A 15,773-nucleotide genomic window follows, 5' to 3' on the forward strand; every position below is an offset into this window, starting at 1 on the left:
TCGGGAAGGCGACGCGCCATCGCGCGTCGCAGGCTGTCGTGATCAGGATCGGCTGGAGCAGATCTGCGTCTCGACCGTCATCGGACCGCGATGGATGCAGAACACCGAGCAGAAAGCGTGTGTCTCGACGGCAACCAGCAATGTTGCGACGGTGAGGATCGCGACGACGAGAGCCAGAAGCCGATCGACCGGTTCAAGTTCGGCAATCGCGCTCATTCGAAGACCTTTCCGAGGGAAGCGTAGAGATCGGGTTTGGACTTCTTGACCCGGATCGCGAAAAGCGCGCCGAGAACGCCCACCAGCACCATGGCATAGGGGAAAGCCTTGACGATCAGGCTGTCGCTGCCGGACAGGAGCGAAAGATTGGAACCGACCAGCACGAGCGACGCCATGAGACCGAGCAGCGCCAGCGCCGGAGCGATCGTCGTGGTCCAGGCGCTGTAACCATTTGGCGTCTTGCGGAAGAACATGACGATAGCGACACAGACCAGCACCTGCACCAACAGGATGCCGATGCCGGCAAGCGCCGCCATCCACGAGAAGACGACCGTATAGGGATCGGCGCCGAAGATCACGAACAGGGCGAGGATGACGGCCGCGATCAGGCTTTGCAGAAGACCCGCTGCATAGGGTGAACCATGCTTGGGGTGAACGCTGCCGAGCACTTTAGCGGCCATGCCTTCGCGGCCGAGCGCGAAGAAATAGCGGTTGAGCGTATTGTGGAAGGATAGGATGCAGGCGAACAGGCTGGTGATCAGCAGCACGTTCATCACCTGGCTCGACCATGCCCCAAGTACGGAGTTTGCGGCATTGAAATAAAAGCCGTCGAGGCTCGCGACCGCGGCCGCCTGCACCTTGCCCGGGCCGTAGAATTGCACGATTGCCCAGGTCGAGAAGGCATAGAAGAGAGTGATGAGCAGCACGGCGACATAGGTGGCGCGGGGAATGGTCTTTTCCGGATTTTCGGCTTCCTCGCCGAAAATCGCCGTGGCCTCGAAGCCGATGAAGGAACCGATGACGAAGACCAGCGCCACGCCAAGACCGGGCGTAAAGACCGAGGACGGCGCGAAGGAGGAGAAGGTGATGCCTTCCGGTCCGCCGCCGGAAAAGACGATGCCGAGATCGAGAACCAGCAATATGGCGATTTCGGCGATCATGCAGACGCCGAGGATCGTGCCGGAGAAGGCGATATTGCGCTGGCCGCAGACCAGGACCACGACGAGGGCCGCGAAGGCCCAGGCCCACCAGGGCAGCAGCAATCCCAGCGGCGCCATGGCGTTGGCCATGAAGAAACCGAACAGGCCATAGATGGCGATCTGAACCGCGCTATAGGTGACCAGGGCCATGAAGGCGCCGCCCACGCCGGCCGGCTTGCCGATGCCGTGGGTGATATAGGTGTAGAACGCCCCTGCTCCGCCCACATGCCGGCTCATGGCGGTGAAGCCGACCGAGAAGAGCAGGTAGAGCAGGCCGGCGAGCACGAAAGCGCCGGGAACGCCTGCGCCATTGCCAAAGGCAAAGGCGGCCGGCGAAGCGCCGACGACGGCCGTGAGCGGTGCGGCCGCGGCAACGACGAAGAATACGATATGAGCGAGGCCCACCGAGTCCTTGGCCAGACGACGCTCCGGCGCCGATGATGCGGGCATGTTTGCTTCCAGTGTCATGGAGAACCCCTCTTTGCTTGTCTATTGCCAAGAAGGTAAGCGGGACGATCTGGCCCCGAAATTGCAGTTTGTGCCAATGAATCGATAATTCGCGCCACGAAGCTCGCCGGAGATGCCGAAAATGGCAGTTGCACCGCATTTAATCAGCCGCATGCCAGCGCTTGCTTCAATTCGCGCCTCCGTCCTCATCCCGCTGGTGCAACAAATTGACAGACGATCCGGGAAAACCGACCTTCTGCTGGCCTCTCACGGCATTTTGCGCTCACAACTGGAAGATCCCTACGCTGTCCTGCCGATGGCGCGCTATGTCGCATTGTTCGAGGATGCCGCGACGATTACCGGCGAACCGGCCTTGGGGGCCCGCATGGGCACCGGTTTCAAGCCCGCCGACATAGGCCCGATCGGCATGCTGTTTTCGCTCTCGCCAACCATTCGCAGCGCCTTCGAGCGGCTGTCGAAATATGTCAACGCGGTTCAGGGAGCAACGAGCTCCGGCGTGTTTGAGGAGAAGGGCGATTTTGTCTGGAGCTACCGGATCGTCGATCCCAGCATGTGGCCGCGCCGACAAGACAGCGAATTCACGCTTGCCGCCTCCTGCCAACTCGTCCGTTCCTGCTTCCGCCGTGGCTGGCGGCCGATCGAGATCCATCTCGAACATCAGGCGCCGCGCGATACCAGAACCCTTGAGCGTATCTTCGGCGCCTCCATCTTGTTCGGCCAATCCGGCAACCGCATCGTCATGAGCAGAGCCGAAGCTGACCGCATTCTTCGAACCGAGGATAAAAGCCTGGTCGAAATTCTGGAGCGACATATAGCCGATCTGGTCGACCAAACCGCAAACACGGACGCCGTCACGCAAAAGGTCCAGGCGCTGATCGGCATCTATCTCGGCCATAAGCCGGTCACGGTCACAGCGCTGGCCGCCGAACTGAAGATGTCGCCACGCAGCCTGCAGCGCCGGCTGTCGGAAGAAGGGACATCGCTCCGCGATCTTATCCGGCAGCACCGCCAGACACTCGCCGCCCATTATCTCGGGGAGCAACGGGCAACACCGATATCCGAGGTCGCCTGCGCATTGGGCTATGCAGACAATACGGTACTCTGGCGTGCGCTACGATCCTGGAAAAAAAGGAAACCATCTGCCTTCGGATAATTCGAACAAGCAGAAAGAAAATGCGATATGTCGGCAGAGCCTTTGAGTTATCGCGGCCCGCTATTGATTCATCCGGGCGACGGAGATCAGGTATTGGCGGAAGGCGCCCTTCATCTCTTTGAAACTCGAATAGCCGCTCCGAGACGCAAGTCGCATGATGGTCGTTCCCGAAACGCCGCAGCTTCGCGCCACCGACTGCAGCGTCCCGAACGCGATGATCTCAGGCTGACTGAGAAGCAGCCGCATCGCCTTTTCCGGAAGAGCCGGAAAATCGATGCGCCGTTCGGCAATCAGCTGCTTCAGATCCCGTATGCTGGGCGACGTCTGCGGACTTGAGAATGGCAGCATTTCCAATCTCCCGGCATTGCGAAAGGAGGGAGTTCGGTCGCGTTGGCGCGACCGTCTGATTTGCCCTTCTGCCGTGAAACGGCCTCCATGAAGCTCAGCCGATAACGCTCGCGAGCGAGACCGGGGCACCGGTCTTGACGGAAAGGGTTGCGGCCTCCGCCATGGCGAGCGCGGCAACGCCGTCTTCGAGCGTCACCGGCAAAGCCTTGTCACCATTGACCGCATCCACGAAGGCCGCCCATTCGGCGGCATAGGCCGGCATGTAGCGTTCCAGGAAGAAGTAGGTCGGCTTGGCACCGGTCACGCCCTGCGTCGTCGATTTCACGACGGTGTTTTCGAGCATGTTCTGCGCCTGCAGCAGACCTTCCGAGCCCAGCAGCTCGATCCGCTGGTCATAGCCGTAGACGGCGCGACGGCTGTTCTTGATGACGGCAATGCGGCCATCCGCATAGGTGAGCGTCACCACGGCGGTGTCGACATCCCCTGCCTCGCCGATCGCCGGATCGACGATGGAGGAGCCGACGGCCGTGACCGTAGCCGGAGCCGCACCCATGATGAAATTCGCCATGTCGAAGTCGTGGATCATCATGTCGCGGAAGAGGCCGCCCGAGACCTTGATATAGGCAACCGGCGGCGGGGCGGGATCGAAGGAGGTGATCGACAGCAGTTCGGCCTTGCCGATCTCGCCCGCTTCAACGGCCTTTTTCAATGCGGAAAAGTTGGGGTCGAAGCGGCGGTTGAAACCGATCATGACGGGACGGCCCGTGGCGGCAACGGTCTTCCTGCAGCTAAGCGCCCGCGCGAGGCTGAGATCGACGGGCTTTTCGCAAAGCACCGCCTTTCCGGCCGCCGTCGCTTTTTCGATGAGATCGGAATGGGTGTCGGTGGAGGTGGCGATCAACACGGCGTCGATCGCGCCGTCGGCGAGAATAGCAGCGGTATCGCGCACTTCGGCACCATATTGAGCGGCAATCCTTTCGGCAGCCGCGGTATTGATATCGGAGACTGCGACCAGCGTGCTGCCCGGGTGACCGGAGATCGCGGTGGCGTGCACGCCGGCAATGCGACCGGCTCCAAGAAGGCCAACTTTAAGCATGGGATTTCCTTTATTGATCAGAGGCCGAGTTCGGCTTTGAAGGCGTTGAATTCCGTGTCGCCGATCGCGACATTGTGCTGCGACTGCGGATAGGAGCCGGTATTCACATCGGCGATGAATTCGCGGAAGGCGGCGATGCGCTCCTTTTGCAGCCTGTCGAATTCGGCGGCGAAGTTGCGATAGGTCTTGGCGTGGCGCGGCCGGTGGCCGTCGGTGTGACCGAGGACGTCTTCCGCAAAGAGATATTGCGCATCCGCACCCGGTCCGGCCCCCATGCCCAGCATGATCATCGAGGTATTCCGCGAGATCAGCTCGCCGACACGATCCGGCACGACCTCCAGCTCCGCGCCGAAGCAGCCGATGGCCTCGAGCCGCTTGACGTGCCGGAAGACCTCAATCGCCTCCTGCGCCGTCTTGCCGACCGCGCGATATCCGGTCCAGGTGATGTAGGAGGGGATGAGCCCGACATGGGCGACGATCGGGACGTGGTTGTCGCAAAGCACCTTCTGGATATCCAGCGATGCCGCGCAGTAGAAGCAGTCTCCGCCCATGGCGGAGAAATGGAAGGCGGCGCGCAGATAGTCCTCGGCGATCGCAAGCGGTCGTCCCTCGAACTTGCCCCAGCCGCCATAGGGAAGGCCGACCTGCACGAAGCAGCGGCCCGCCGCCGCGCGCATCTCCGGCGAGAAGAACCGGCCCTCGATCGAAAGCATGTGGACGCCGGCGGCGTCGGCGGCGGCAGCCTCCTCCAGCGTCGTCACATAGAGCATGGAAATCTTCTCGCCCCGCGTCTTCATTGCGCGAATATCGGCGACGGTCGGGCGGTTATTCCTGTGGACCATGGGCCTACACCGTGAACGCGTTGCGGAAGGCTTCGAGCGCTGTTTCCGGATCGCCGGAGGCGAAGGCCTCCATGCCGACCGGGCCGGCATAGCCCATGGCCTTCAGAGCCTTGGCGATGCCGTGCCAGTTCACTTCCCCGGTTCCGGGTTCGCAGCGACCGGGAACATCGGCCACCTGGATTTCGCCAATCCACGGCAGGCACTTGCGGCAAAGCTCGATGAGATTCCCTTCGCCGATCTGGGCATGATAGAGGTCGAGATTGAGCCGCAGCCGTGGGTGATCGATGCTCGACACCAGGGCAAGCGTATCCTCGGCACGACCGAAGGGCACGCCCGGGTGGTCGACAGGCAGGTTCAGGTTTTCGAGCGTGAAGATGACATTCTCCTCCTCCGCCATGTCGGCGACGCGGCGCAGCGTGTCGCGCGCCTTCAGCCACATGGCGCCGGTCACGACCTCGATCGGCTGGACGGGCAAGCCGCCCTCGCCGAGGCCCGTACCATGCAGGTTGAGGCGCTGGACGCCGAGGCGCTTGCCGACCTCAGCCGTTTCGCGTGCGGTACGCAGAAGCTCCTCGGCGCCTTCGTCGTCCGTGAGACGGCCGGAGAGATAACCGTTCATGATGGTGAAGGTCGCTCCCGTCGCTTCGAGTTTGGCCAAGTCATGGTCCGGCCAGTTCCAGAGGCCGACGCCGAAACCCATGTCCTTGAGACGGGAAGCGCGCCATTCGATGGGACGATCCCGCCAGATCATTTCGGCGCAAGCTGCCAATGCAAATTGTGTCATGTCGTCAGATCTCTACGAAAATGTCGCCGTTCTCGATGCGGACCGGCCAGGTCTTGAGGTTGATGCAGGCGGGCGCACGGGTCGCCTCGCCGGTCTTGTAGTCGAAGTGCGCACTGTGTTTCGGGCATTCGATGACGCCATCCATGACGAGGCCATCGGCAAGGTGCACCCGCTCATGCGTGCAGATGCCGTCGATGCAGAAGAATTCGTCTTCCGGGCTGCGGATCACCAAGAAGGTTCGCCCGCCATGGTCGAAGCGGTAGAGGTCTTCGAGTTCGACATCCTCGGCTGCGCAGGCGCGGGTCCAGGTCCCCATTATCCATTCCTTTGTCATTTCAGTTCTGGGACGTGCGCCGGTCAGCCCGCCGCACCGGAAAGCTGGGGCGCATGGCCGTCATGCGTTGCCATGTAGCCGTCGATCTGGGCTTCGAGTTCCGCCATGGTCTCGCCACCCGCCATGAGATCGGTGATTTCCTCGCGCGTCTTCTCGCCCTTGCGGAAATCGGCGGCCATCGCACCACGGATCAGCACCGCGAAATGATCGCCGACCGCCATGGCATGCATGACCTGGTGGGTGATGAAGACGACCGCGAGGCCACGACGCTTCGCCTCGTTGACGATCCTCAAGACATGGGTCGCCTGCTTCACGCCAAGCGCGGCCGTCGGTTCGTCGAGGATCAGCACCCTCGCGCCGAAATGAACGGCACGGGCGATGGCGAGAGACTGCCGCTCCCCGCCCGAAAGCCCGCCGACCAGCCGATCACCGTCGTCGATGCGCGTGATACCGAAGTCGCGGATGGCCTTGACGGCGATCTCGTTTGCGCGTCTGCGGTCGAAGATCTTGAAGGGTCCCCAGCCCTTGGTCGGCTCGACGCCGACGAAGAAACTGCGGCCGATGCTCATCAGCGGGAAGGTGCCGCCGAACTGGTGGACCGTTGCGATGCCGCGATTGCTGGCGTCCCGTGGACCGGCGAACTCGACAGGTTTTCCGTCCATTTCCATCGTGCCGGAGTTCGGACGATAGACGCCCGAGAGGGTCTTGATCAGCGTAGACTTGCCGGCTCCGTTGTCGCCGAGCAGGCAGAGCACCTCGCCGGAACGGATATCCAGCGAGATATCAGTGAGGACGTCGATCGGGCCGAAGGACTTGCAGATGTTTCTGAGCGTCAGGATGGGCGTAGACATGACCGGCCTCATTTCTTCTTCGGCGAATAGGAGAGCGCCATGCTGCGGAAGGTGTTGTTCATCAGCACGGCAAGCAGAAGCATCACCCCGATGATGAGGCTCGACCAGTTGCGGTCGAAGGAGGTGAAATAGATGCCCTGGTTGACGACGGCAAAGGTGATGGTACCGAAGAAAATGCCGACGATGGAGCCGAAGCCACCGGTCAGCAGCACACCACCCACGACCACCGAGATGATCGAGTTGAAGATGAAGGACATACCGGCCGAGACCTGGGCGGAGTTGAACAGGATCGCCTGGCACATCCCGACGAAAGCGGCGCTGGTCGAGGAGAGCACGAAGAGCGCGATGGTCAGCTTTGCCGTCGGAATACCGGCGTTGCGGGCACTGATCCTGTCGCCGCCCATGGCGAAGATCCAGTTGCCGTAGGGCGAATAATGGACGACGTAGATGTAGAGCGCCGTCAGCCCCAGCCACCAGAAGATGATGACCTGGAACGTGTTGGCGACGAAGTGGCCGAAGAGAAATTTCGCAAGCTCCGGCGCCTTGAGGGCGACGCTCGTCGTGCCGGTGAGCAGCACCGAGAGGCCGAGCACCAGGCCGGCCACGGCGAAGAGCGTTCCGAGTGTAACGATCAGGGATGGCACGTTGGTTCGCACGACAAGGATGCCGTTGATGAGACCGACGATGACGCCAAAGCCGAGCGAAGCGGCGATACCGAGCCAGATCGGCAGTTCATAATAGCCCGAGATGATCGCGACCGTCATGGAACCGGCGGGGATCATCGAGCCGATGGAGATATCGAGATCACCGGCGATCATCAGCAGGCCAATCGGGAAAGCGACGATGCCGAGATTGGCCGCGACGTTCAACCAGCTCGCCGCGCCCGTCGGCTTCAGGAAATCGATGCTCCCGAAGACGAGGAAAAAGACGAAGACGCCGAACAGGCCAAGAAAGGCGCCTGCTTCAGGCCGGCGGAACAGCCTGCCGATGGACACACCAGCGGCTTGGGAGGGAGGCGGCGTCTGCGCCATGACGATCGGTTGACTTGCGGTTTTCGAATTCATGATGGTTCCCCTTCTCGGGTTGTGGCGGCGGTCGCTCCCTGGGGAGGTCACAGGGAGCGACCGGGAAGCGCGCGGCTCAGCGCGCGCCCTTGGACACGCCCGCAAGCGTCGTATCGATGTTCGAGGCGTCCACGATGCCCGGCCCGGTCAAGACCGGCTTCACCGGCAGGTCCGTGCCGAAATCAATGTGGGATGCCAGCAGCGAGACCGATAGCAGCGACTGGAGATAGGGTTGCTGATCGACGGCGAAGAGCTGCGCGCCGCTCTTGATGCGGTCGAGGCCCGCCTGGTTGAAATCGAAGGAACCGAGCTTCACGGTCTCGACCTTGCCGGCCTGCTGGATGCCGCTTGCCGCCGCATCCGCGTCACCTGCACCGATCGTGATGACGCCGTCGATCGTGCCGTCCTGTGTCAGCGTCGCCTTGACGGCCTCGGCAATCGCCGTCGGGTCTCCGAAGCTGGTCGCCGGCAGCGGCAATTGCTTGCCCGCCCCGCCAGCCTTGCCGATCCCGTCGATCACGCCTTTGCAGCGTGCTTCCTGGTTGGCGCTGCCGGGCAGCGTGTTGACGCAGAGCACCTTCTTCTGGCCGCTCTTGCCGAAATACTGTCCGCCGGCAAATCCGGCGAGGTATTCATCCGAACCGACATAGTTGATGGCACCGAGTTCCTTCGCCTTGTCGAGCGAGCCGGAATTCATGAGGATGACTTTGATGCCGCTGCTGACGGCCGCCTTGATCGCCTCATCCTCGGCCTCCGGTACCCAGTTGGGAACGACGAGGCCCTTGACGCCCTGGCTGATGGCGGTGCGCACAAGACCGGCGGCATCGGGGCCGAGATTGTCGTAGGTCTGGAGCTGGAGATAGGTTACCTTGCCGCCGTTCGCCACCACGGCGAGACGGCTGTCGTCCACGCCCTTCTTGATCTTGCTCCAGAAAGCGTCGTCGGTCTTGCCGCCGACGACCGCGATGTCGGCGGCGAGTGCCGCGCTCGCGGTAAGACAGAGGGCAACCGAGGTCACAAGAGCCTTGGTTATGCTGATCGGCATTGTCATCGAATTTCCTCCCGGTTTCCGCCCTGTGGCGGGTTCAAAAAGCATTGAGCTGCGGGCCGCGGCGACCCTCCTTCCAAGAAGGTCCGCCTCCTCGCGGACATTCTTGGAATTCCGTGAATTCAGGAGTTTGCGCGAACCGTCTTTGCGTTCATGCGCTCTCTCTTCTTGGCAAAGCGGGCCTGCATCTGCACGTCGCCTTCTTTCGTGCCGTCGTGCCAGGTGCCGAACCACTTATCGAGCGGGATCAGCCCGTCGCCGCCATAGTTCACCTCGAAATATTTGTGGTGTAGGTAATGGGCATAGGCATGGGTATCGATCGGTGTTTCCTCGGTGACCTCCAGCTTGTCGAAGCCGATATGGCCGTTGACCGCGCCGAAGCCGGCGATGTGGAGCTGGAACAGTGCGACAATCGGATTGGACGGGATGACGAGGTGCCAGAGGGCAACGGCGTGATAGAGAAAACCTTCGACCGGATGCATGGACAGCGACGACCATGGCGACGGGTTCACCGAATTGTGGTGGACCGAATGGATCCAGCGATAGAGCGGCCCCCAATGGATCAGCCGGTGGATGATGAAGAAGTGGACCTCATGGATCATCGGCGCGACGGCGACGAGGAACGCCAGATAGTAAGGGTTGTTCACCCAGCTCAGCCAGGGCACCCAGCCATTGGCAAAGACCCACAGGAACAGAACCTCGACAACCGTCCACAACGGGATCGACAGGAAGAACGAGCGCAGGAAATTGTCGATGTTCTGGCTCTTGAACCAGAAGACATCGGACGGCTGCTCGCTCGGGAATTTGACATTGTATTTGAAGCGATTGCCCTGCCTGCGCCTCACGTAGAAAAACAGCTCGACGGAGCCATAAAAGACGAAGATCGCAGCCGCGTTGACTGCGTAGAGCCTGAGCGCCCAGCCCCAATTTAGTGTCTTCATCACCTCGACGTCGGGCACGACGTAGAACCAGTAGAGAAGCGCCGTCGCCATGTGAAAGGTGTTCCACGGCCAGATATATTCCGGCACCCATTTCAGCACCGACGGGATCTTCGGCGGCCAGGACCAGAAAGGCGCGATTTCGATCCGCCCATTGGGCGCCCAGTCGCCGCGCTTGTTCCGCGTTCCGTATTTGAGATCATCCATCGTCATGCCTCCCGGATATCACGCATCCGCTGTTCGTGATCTGGGAGAGGTGTTGCAGACCGCATGGACAAAACGCGACCTTCTTCGGGCGAAGACCCAAAGCGCATAAGCCAACGATGTCGATTGCATTTCTCTCCCAGGACGCCGTGAACCGCAGGAGCGTTCACCTGTCGTCCTCTGACAAGGACAATGCCAACTTGACGCCGATGAAATCAAGGCGCATTTCTCGTCCGATAGATGATCGTATCATTCATCTCAAAGATATCGACAAATTGATACATTTCATATCATGGAGTAGATATGCGAAGACCGACGATCCGCAATCTCGCCGAAGCCGCGGGCGTCTCGATCGCGACAGCGAACCGGGTCCTCTCCGGTGCCGAGAATGTGCGGGCTCAGACAAGGGAGGCCGTCAGGGCTGCCGCCGAAAGCATCGGCTTCTATGGGCTTGGTGCCATCGAGGCGCGCAACGCGGCCGCACGCCCGAAATATCGCTTCGGCATATTGCTCCTCCAACCGCACCGGCCATTCTACCAGCTCGTCGCGCGCGCCTTGCAGGAGGCAGCCGCTGCGATGGAAACGGTCGACATCGATCTTCGGATCGAGCATCTGGAAGATCTCTCGCCGCAAAACACGGCAGACCGGGCGCTGGCACTGGCGGAGGAATGCGACGCGCTCTGCGTCACGACTGCCGTGCATCCCGTCGTCCTCCAGGCGCTTGAAAAGATCCAGACCGCGGGCATTCCCGTCTTTGCGCTGATCTCGCAGGTCGCCGCGACGGGCCAGATCCACTATGTCGGGCTGGATAACTGGAAGGTCGGGCGCACCGCGGCCTGGGCCTTCGACCATATCTGCAAAAGCCCCGGCAAGATTGGCCTGTTGATGGGCAATCCGCGCTACCGGAATCAGGAAATGAACGAGACCGGCTTTCGCTCTTATTTTCGGGAGCACGCGCGGGAATTCACGTTGTTGGAACCGCTTTCGACCTTCGAATCCTCCGCCGTGGCCCAGGAAATGACCGAACGCCTGCTGGCAGACCATTCCGATCTGGCCGGCCTCTACGTCGCCGGGGGCGGTATCAGCGGCGTGCTGGCGGCCCTGCGCGGCACCGGACGAGCCGGTACCCTGACCGTCGTCGGCTACGAACTCATGGACAATGTGAAAGCAGCCCTGCTCGATGGAACACTCACCCTATCCATCGCCCATCCTCTCGCACGCCTCGCCACTGAAACGATGAGAGGCATGATCATGGCCGTCGAAGCCAAAGGGGAAAATGGCAGCTACACCAAGATCGTCCCCTTCGACATCTATACGCGAGAAAACGTATGAGGGCGTTTGCATGACCCAGCACATGAAAAAGACGAACCGCCGATCAGCCCCCTGAAACGGCCTCCGTGACCGCCAGTTCGGCCATGGCGAGCGCGGCCTCCCGCGTTTTGGCGGCGGCGATGAAGCGGCCGCTATGGCAAAAGCTCGCACCCTCCACACCGCAAGCCGCCACCAGATCCTGATCGGTCAGGCCAGCCCAGGCGGCAGGCAGATCCGCCCTCAGCTCGAACCCCTCGTCCGCACGGCGGATACCGGTGAGGCACCAATCATTTTCGCGCGGATGAACGACGAACAGCAGCTGATCGGCGCCCGCCTTCACGATGGCCGGGCGGAAGGGCATTCCCATTGGGAGTTCCAGAATGCGGCCGTCGCCGGCAGCCATGATTGCCTGATCGACGAGCGCCTCAGCCCGCAATTTTGCGGCGCTCTGGGCTATCCTTGCCTCGACGAAGCTGCGGGCAATGGCAAGCGCGTTCTGGAAGGCGTGATCCGTGGCCTCGGGGTCCGTCTCGTCGAAAACGGGTTTCAAGGTTTCCAGCAGCGCCGGCAGCGTGAGCCCGGCCAGTGGCCCCGCGATGGAGGGGCTGAGTGCGCCGTTATCCACCAGATCGACCGGCAGCACGAAACCAGCATCGAAAGAGGCATGAAGCGCCTCGATATGTCCTTCGGGAAGACCCGAGGCGGCCAGATAGTCACGGCCATAATGCTTCCAGATCAATCCGAACGAACTGTAGGGCTGGCCGCTCTCCCGCAGGGGCGCACCGCGTTGATGGTGATCGAAGATTTGCGCTGCGGCGTCATATCGGCCGCCCACATCGTAGATGATGCGATCGGCGCTGGGCGTTATCCATTCCGGCGCCCTGCTGCGGATCAGGCGGGCCTTCGGAAAAAGCCGGGTCAGGATGACACTGGACAGCAGTTCGTCGGCATGAAAGCCGCCGGAATGGGTGACGAGAAAATCTGGGGTCATGCGGGAATGTGCCTTGTCGTTCGCGAAGTGTCCGCTTGGGGTCAGCAGCAGATAACCGTTGATCGATCCCATCTCAACCCACTATCCGCTGGCTTGGACGGACTGGGCACCTTGTCGCCTGCCCCTGATCGATGACGAGGCTCGTCTGCCGAGATAACGACTCCAACGCAGCGGGCCGTCTTCAATCGCCAAAGGCCACGAGCCCCATTCCTCTGTTGACCGCCTCCTCCAGAATACCCCGCATCACCTCGAACGCCGCAGATGCCTGCCCATCGCGTTCCAGATCACGCGTATTCGCCATGAAGATCTCCAGCAAGGTCGCAACCTGCGCCGGCGTCAGCAACGTATCTTCGGAATAGGTGAGACGGATCTTTGTCTCTCTGCTCTGATCGAGAAAAGAGGCTAGCGCACGGTGCGCATCGACATCGATGGACCCCGCAAATTCCAGCTTGTCCGGATCTTCCGGCATGACAGTGACAGAGGGGGCCACGTAATAGATATCCAGCATGTTTTGATGGGTCCAGCGTCGGAGGGATCGAACGATCCTATCGTCGTTGACGGTCGCGGTCGTGCTTATATTGTCCGCGCTTGATGATGCCAGTCATCTGTTCTGGTCCGGCATCAAGATCACCAGCGACTGACAGGCGAGCTGTGCGCATCCCATCAGGCGTGTCGTGTCACCATTGCGCCAAGTGCTGGTGCCGGCGGCGTTGATTTCGAATTCCCAGGTCGCTTCCTGGAACCGAGCATGTCCCTTGATCGAGCATGGCAGCCAATAATAATCATGCAGCTCGCCTTCGCGCAGGTCGGTGCTGAGCCGAAACACCGATGCAACCTGCTGCTTGTCCAGTGACCATGCCCTGCACCCGTCCGCGTCACTGGCCACGCCGGAGGCACCCGGCGTGGACAAGGAGTGCGAAGCCGATACATCCAGAATGGTGATCGCGCTGTCGACGCTATCGGCCAGAGCCCGCGACTGACACGCGAGAACCAGGAGCCCGGCACAGATCAGCGCCTTCGCAAGGCATTTCGCGCCAGATGGCATTGCGCTCGTCCATATCATGGCTGGTTGATCCAAAGTGATGTTGATAGCAGGCTAATTCCTCATCGTTTGAGTGGATCAGGATCAGTATTGCATATGGTATCCGATCGGATAGAGCGGATTGGCGCTGTCATGCGGGACGTCGGATTTCTGCGCCAAGACCTCGGCCATGGACGAGGGAAGCTCGAAGGGCAATTTTCCTTCCGCCTTCTGCTTGCCCTCGATCACATCGAACAGGGCCGCATCGCTGGCGCCGAAATTTCCAAGGATGGCGCCGGCCCGATCACGAAGGCCGGTCAGGATCGCCGGACGCGCCAGATAGACGGTGACGATGGTCGGGACCTCCTTGGCAGCACTCTTGAAAGCTTCGAAATCGGCATTGCCATCCTTGAAATCCAGATCACCTTCCTGATGCCGGGAGCCGAAGAAATAGTTCATATGCGGCTGCTGATAGGGCGCGTTCAGCCGCACCAGCGCAAAGTCCGCCTCCTTGGCGGTCGCAACGACCGTAAAGCCGCGATCGGTGGCAACCTTCGCATCGACACCGTGAAGGAACACTTTCTTGCCGCTCTGGACCGGCAGAAGCTTGGCCTTGTTGTCGAGCAACACCATGGCCCTGGCCTGCGCGGCGGTCGCTTCTGCCGCGAATGTCGGATTGCCGACGATCGAGCGCGCCGTTTGCGGATCGACATAGGGGCTCTCGAACAGGCCCTGCTGGAATTTCTGCATCAATATCCGGGTTGCGGATTGGTCGATGCGCGCTTCACCGATCTTCTTGTCCTTCACCGCTTCGACAAGCAGGTTCGAAGAGGTCACGCCGCCGAACTGGTCGACACCGGCATTGACGGCCTTGGCGAAGCGGTCGACGCGGCTCATATCCTCGACACCCCAGGGCATGCCGAAGGTTTCCTCGTTGAGCGTCGGCTTCACGCCCGGCTTTTCCCCATCCAGGCAGGCGTCCTTGCAGTCGTTGGTGATCAGCCAGTCGCTGAGGACCACACCATCGAAGCCGTATTTTCCACGCAACAGGTCGGTCAGCAGCTGCTTGCTGTATCCGGCGCCGACCGGTTCCAGCGGCTTGCCGTCGATGCTGACGCCCTCGAGGATCGAATAGGTAGGCATGACGCCGGCGACCTTGGCCTTGAACGCTCCCTCGAAGGGGATCAGATGCTCGGCGAAATCATTACCGGTGAATACGGAGTGGCGGCCATAGGCATTGTGGCTGTCGTAACCGTCCTTGGCCGCGCCGTAGCCGACCCAGTGCTTGGCAACCGCGATGACGCTGTCGCGGTTGATGCCGGCTTCGCCGTTCTGGAAACCGGCGACGTAGGCTTCCGCCATGGTCTTGGCGAGCTGCGCGTCCTCGCCGAAAGTGCCGTTGATGCGCGGCCAGCGCGGTTCGCTGGCAAGATCGATCTGCGGCGACAGCGCCTCCTGGATGCCGACAGCGCGATATTCCTGGCGAGCGATATCGCCGAACCGACGCATAAGCGCCGCATCGCCGATGGCGGCAAACCCCAAGGTCTCGGGCCACTTCGAGAAACCGCCGGCGGAAACGCTGGCGCCGAGCACGAACTGGAAGTGATTGCGCGGATCGGTGCTGATCGTCGCCGGAATGCCGAGACGACCGGATTCGGCGATCTCCTGCAGCTTGTTGTTTTCCTCCGCCAGAACAGCGGGATCGCCGGAAAGCCGGGTAATGAAGGTGACGACCTTGCGCTTGTCGATCATCTCCCTGGCGCGGTCGAGATCATATTGCGATCCCACACCCATGCCGGCACCGGCACCGACGGAAGGTGCAGTACCGTGCATCATGAGGCCGGCTTTTTCTTCCAGCGTCATGCGCTTGACCAGATCGGCGGCGCGCTCGGCGGCCGTCAGCCGCCAATCCTCGTAAGGATCGAGCTTGCCATTGCCATCGAGATCCTTGAACGACAGACCATCGACGGTCAGCGTCTTGGCGATGCGAGCAGAGAGTACCGGCTGCTCCTGCGCCAGGGCCGTCGAGGCCAGCAGAGAACCGAGCGCGCATATGACGATGATTTGTTTCATGAAATCCCTCCCGAAAGCATTCTAATCCATCCCAGTGCGCTAAAGGGGCGC

The 15,773-nt window shown here is 61.3% G+C and carries 17 protein-coding genes; 2 read left to right on the forward strand and 15 right to left on the reverse strand.

Features of this window, described 5'->3' with window-relative positions; genetic code table 11:
• Positions 1–42: 42 nt before the first annotated feature.
• Both FHX11_RS16990 and FHX11_RS16995 read right to left on the reverse strand, forming a co-directional pair.
• The gene (locus FHX11_RS16990; RefSeq protein WP_184358841.1) at positions 43–216 is read right to left on the reverse strand and encodes a hypothetical protein; all 174 of its coding nucleotides are present in this window, start codon (positions 214–216) and stop codon (positions 43–45) included.
• Complete coding sequence (locus FHX11_RS16995; RefSeq protein WP_184358842.1) at positions 213–1,664, reverse strand: APC family permease; 1,452 nt, start codon at positions 1,662–1,664, stop codon at positions 213–215. The genes FHX11_RS16990 and FHX11_RS16995 overlap by 4 nt, the downstream gene beginning before the upstream one ends.
• A gap of 121 nt (positions 1,665–1,785) precedes the next feature.
• Here FHX11_RS16995 and FHX11_RS17000 point away from each other — a divergent pair, with 121 nt between their 5' ends.
• The gene (locus tag FHX11_RS17000) at positions 1,786–2,817 is read left to right on the forward strand and encodes an AraC family transcriptional regulator (protein WP_184358843.1); all 1,032 of its coding nucleotides are present in this window, start codon (positions 1,786–1,788) and stop codon (positions 2,815–2,817) included.
• A gap of 60 nt (positions 2,818–2,877) precedes the next feature.
• Here FHX11_RS17000 and FHX11_RS17005 read toward each other — a convergent pair whose 3' ends face one another.
• The 9 genes from FHX11_RS17005 to FHX11_RS17045 form a co-directional block, all read right to left on the reverse strand.
• Entirely contained in the window at positions 2,878–3,165 is a 288-nt protein-coding gene (locus FHX11_RS17005; protein ID WP_184358844.1) for a MurR/RpiR family transcriptional regulator, read from the reverse strand.
• A gap of 94 nt (positions 3,166–3,259) precedes the next feature.
• Positions 3,260–4,261, reverse strand: a complete 1,002-nt coding sequence (gene iolG, locus FHX11_RS17010; protein WP_184358845.1) for an inositol 2-dehydrogenase — start codon at positions 4,259–4,261, stop codon at positions 3,260–3,262.
• A 17-nt stretch (positions 4,262–4,278) separates the two neighbouring features.
• The gene (locus FHX11_RS17015; RefSeq protein WP_184358846.1) at positions 4,279–5,103 is read right to left on the reverse strand and encodes a 3-methyl-2-oxobutanoate hydroxymethyltransferase; all 825 of its coding nucleotides are present in this window, start codon (positions 5,101–5,103) and stop codon (positions 4,279–4,281) included.
• A 4-nt stretch (positions 5,104–5,107) separates the two neighbouring features.
• Complete coding sequence (locus FHX11_RS17020) at positions 5,108–5,887, reverse strand: TIM barrel protein (RefSeq protein ID WP_184358847.1); 780 nt, start codon at positions 5,885–5,887, stop codon at positions 5,108–5,110.
• A 4-nt stretch (positions 5,888–5,891) separates the two neighbouring features.
• Positions 5,892–6,203, reverse strand: a complete 312-nt coding sequence (locus FHX11_RS17025; RefSeq protein ID WP_184358848.1) for a MocE family 2Fe-2S type ferredoxin — start codon at positions 6,201–6,203, stop codon at positions 5,892–5,894.
• 41 nt (positions 6,204–6,244) lie between these two features.
• A complete protein-coding gene (locus tag FHX11_RS17030) occupies positions 6,245–7,072 on the reverse strand; it encodes an ATP-binding cassette domain-containing protein (RefSeq protein WP_184358849.1) in 828 nt (275 codons plus the stop codon).
• A gap of 8 nt (positions 7,073–7,080) precedes the next feature.
• Positions 7,081–8,103: an ABC transporter permease gene (locus tag FHX11_RS17035; protein ID WP_184359395.1), complete on the reverse strand. Its 1,023-nt coding sequence runs from the start codon at positions 8,101–8,103 to the stop codon at positions 7,081–7,083.
• 109 nt (positions 8,104–8,212) lie between these two features.
• Positions 8,213–9,181, reverse strand: a complete 969-nt coding sequence (locus FHX11_RS17040) for a substrate-binding domain-containing protein (protein WP_246781049.1) — start codon at positions 9,179–9,181, stop codon at positions 8,213–8,215.
• Between the two features lie 125 nt (positions 9,182–9,306).
• Positions 9,307–10,329, reverse strand: a complete 1,023-nt coding sequence (locus tag FHX11_RS17045) for a sterol desaturase family protein (RefSeq protein WP_184358851.1) — start codon at positions 10,327–10,329, stop codon at positions 9,307–9,309.
• Between the two features lie 300 nt (positions 10,330–10,629).
• On the opposite strand from FHX11_RS17045, the gene FHX11_RS17050 reads away from it, so the two are divergent.
• Positions 10,630–11,658 (forward strand): LacI family DNA-binding transcriptional regulator, encoded by a 1,029-nt coding sequence (locus FHX11_RS17050; RefSeq protein WP_184358852.1) that lies wholly within the window; start codon positions 10,630–10,632, stop codon positions 11,656–11,658.
• Between the two features lie 43 nt (positions 11,659–11,701).
• Here the strand turns inward: FHX11_RS17050 and FHX11_RS17055 are convergent, their stop codons facing one another.
• The 4 genes from FHX11_RS17055 to FHX11_RS17070 all read right to left on the reverse strand — a co-directional run bounded on the left by FHX11_RS17055 (position 11,702) and on the right by FHX11_RS17070 (position 15,722).
• Positions 11,702–12,628, reverse strand: coding sequence for an MYG1 family protein (locus FHX11_RS17055; protein ID WP_184359397.1), 927 nt, complete (start codon positions 12,626–12,628; stop codon positions 11,702–11,704).
• 181 nt (positions 12,629–12,809) lie between these two features.
• A complete protein-coding gene (locus tag FHX11_RS17060; protein ID WP_184358853.1) occupies positions 12,810–13,136 on the reverse strand; it encodes a hypothetical protein in 327 nt (108 codons plus the stop codon).
• A 93-nt stretch (positions 13,137–13,229) separates the two neighbouring features.
• Positions 13,230–13,691, reverse strand: a complete 462-nt coding sequence (locus tag FHX11_RS17065; protein ID WP_184358854.1) for a hypothetical protein — start codon at positions 13,689–13,691, stop codon at positions 13,230–13,232.
• A 63-nt stretch (positions 13,692–13,754) separates the two neighbouring features.
• Entirely contained in the window at positions 13,755–15,722 is a 1,968-nt protein-coding gene (locus FHX11_RS17070; RefSeq protein ID WP_184358855.1) for a glycoside hydrolase family 3 N-terminal domain-containing protein, read from the reverse strand.
• Between the last annotated feature and the right edge of the window lie 51 nt (positions 15,723–15,773).

This window comes from Rhizobium sp. BK602, assembly GCF_014195095.1.
Classification (GTDB): domain Bacteria; phylum Pseudomonadota; class Alphaproteobacteria; order Rhizobiales; family Rhizobiaceae; genus Rhizobium.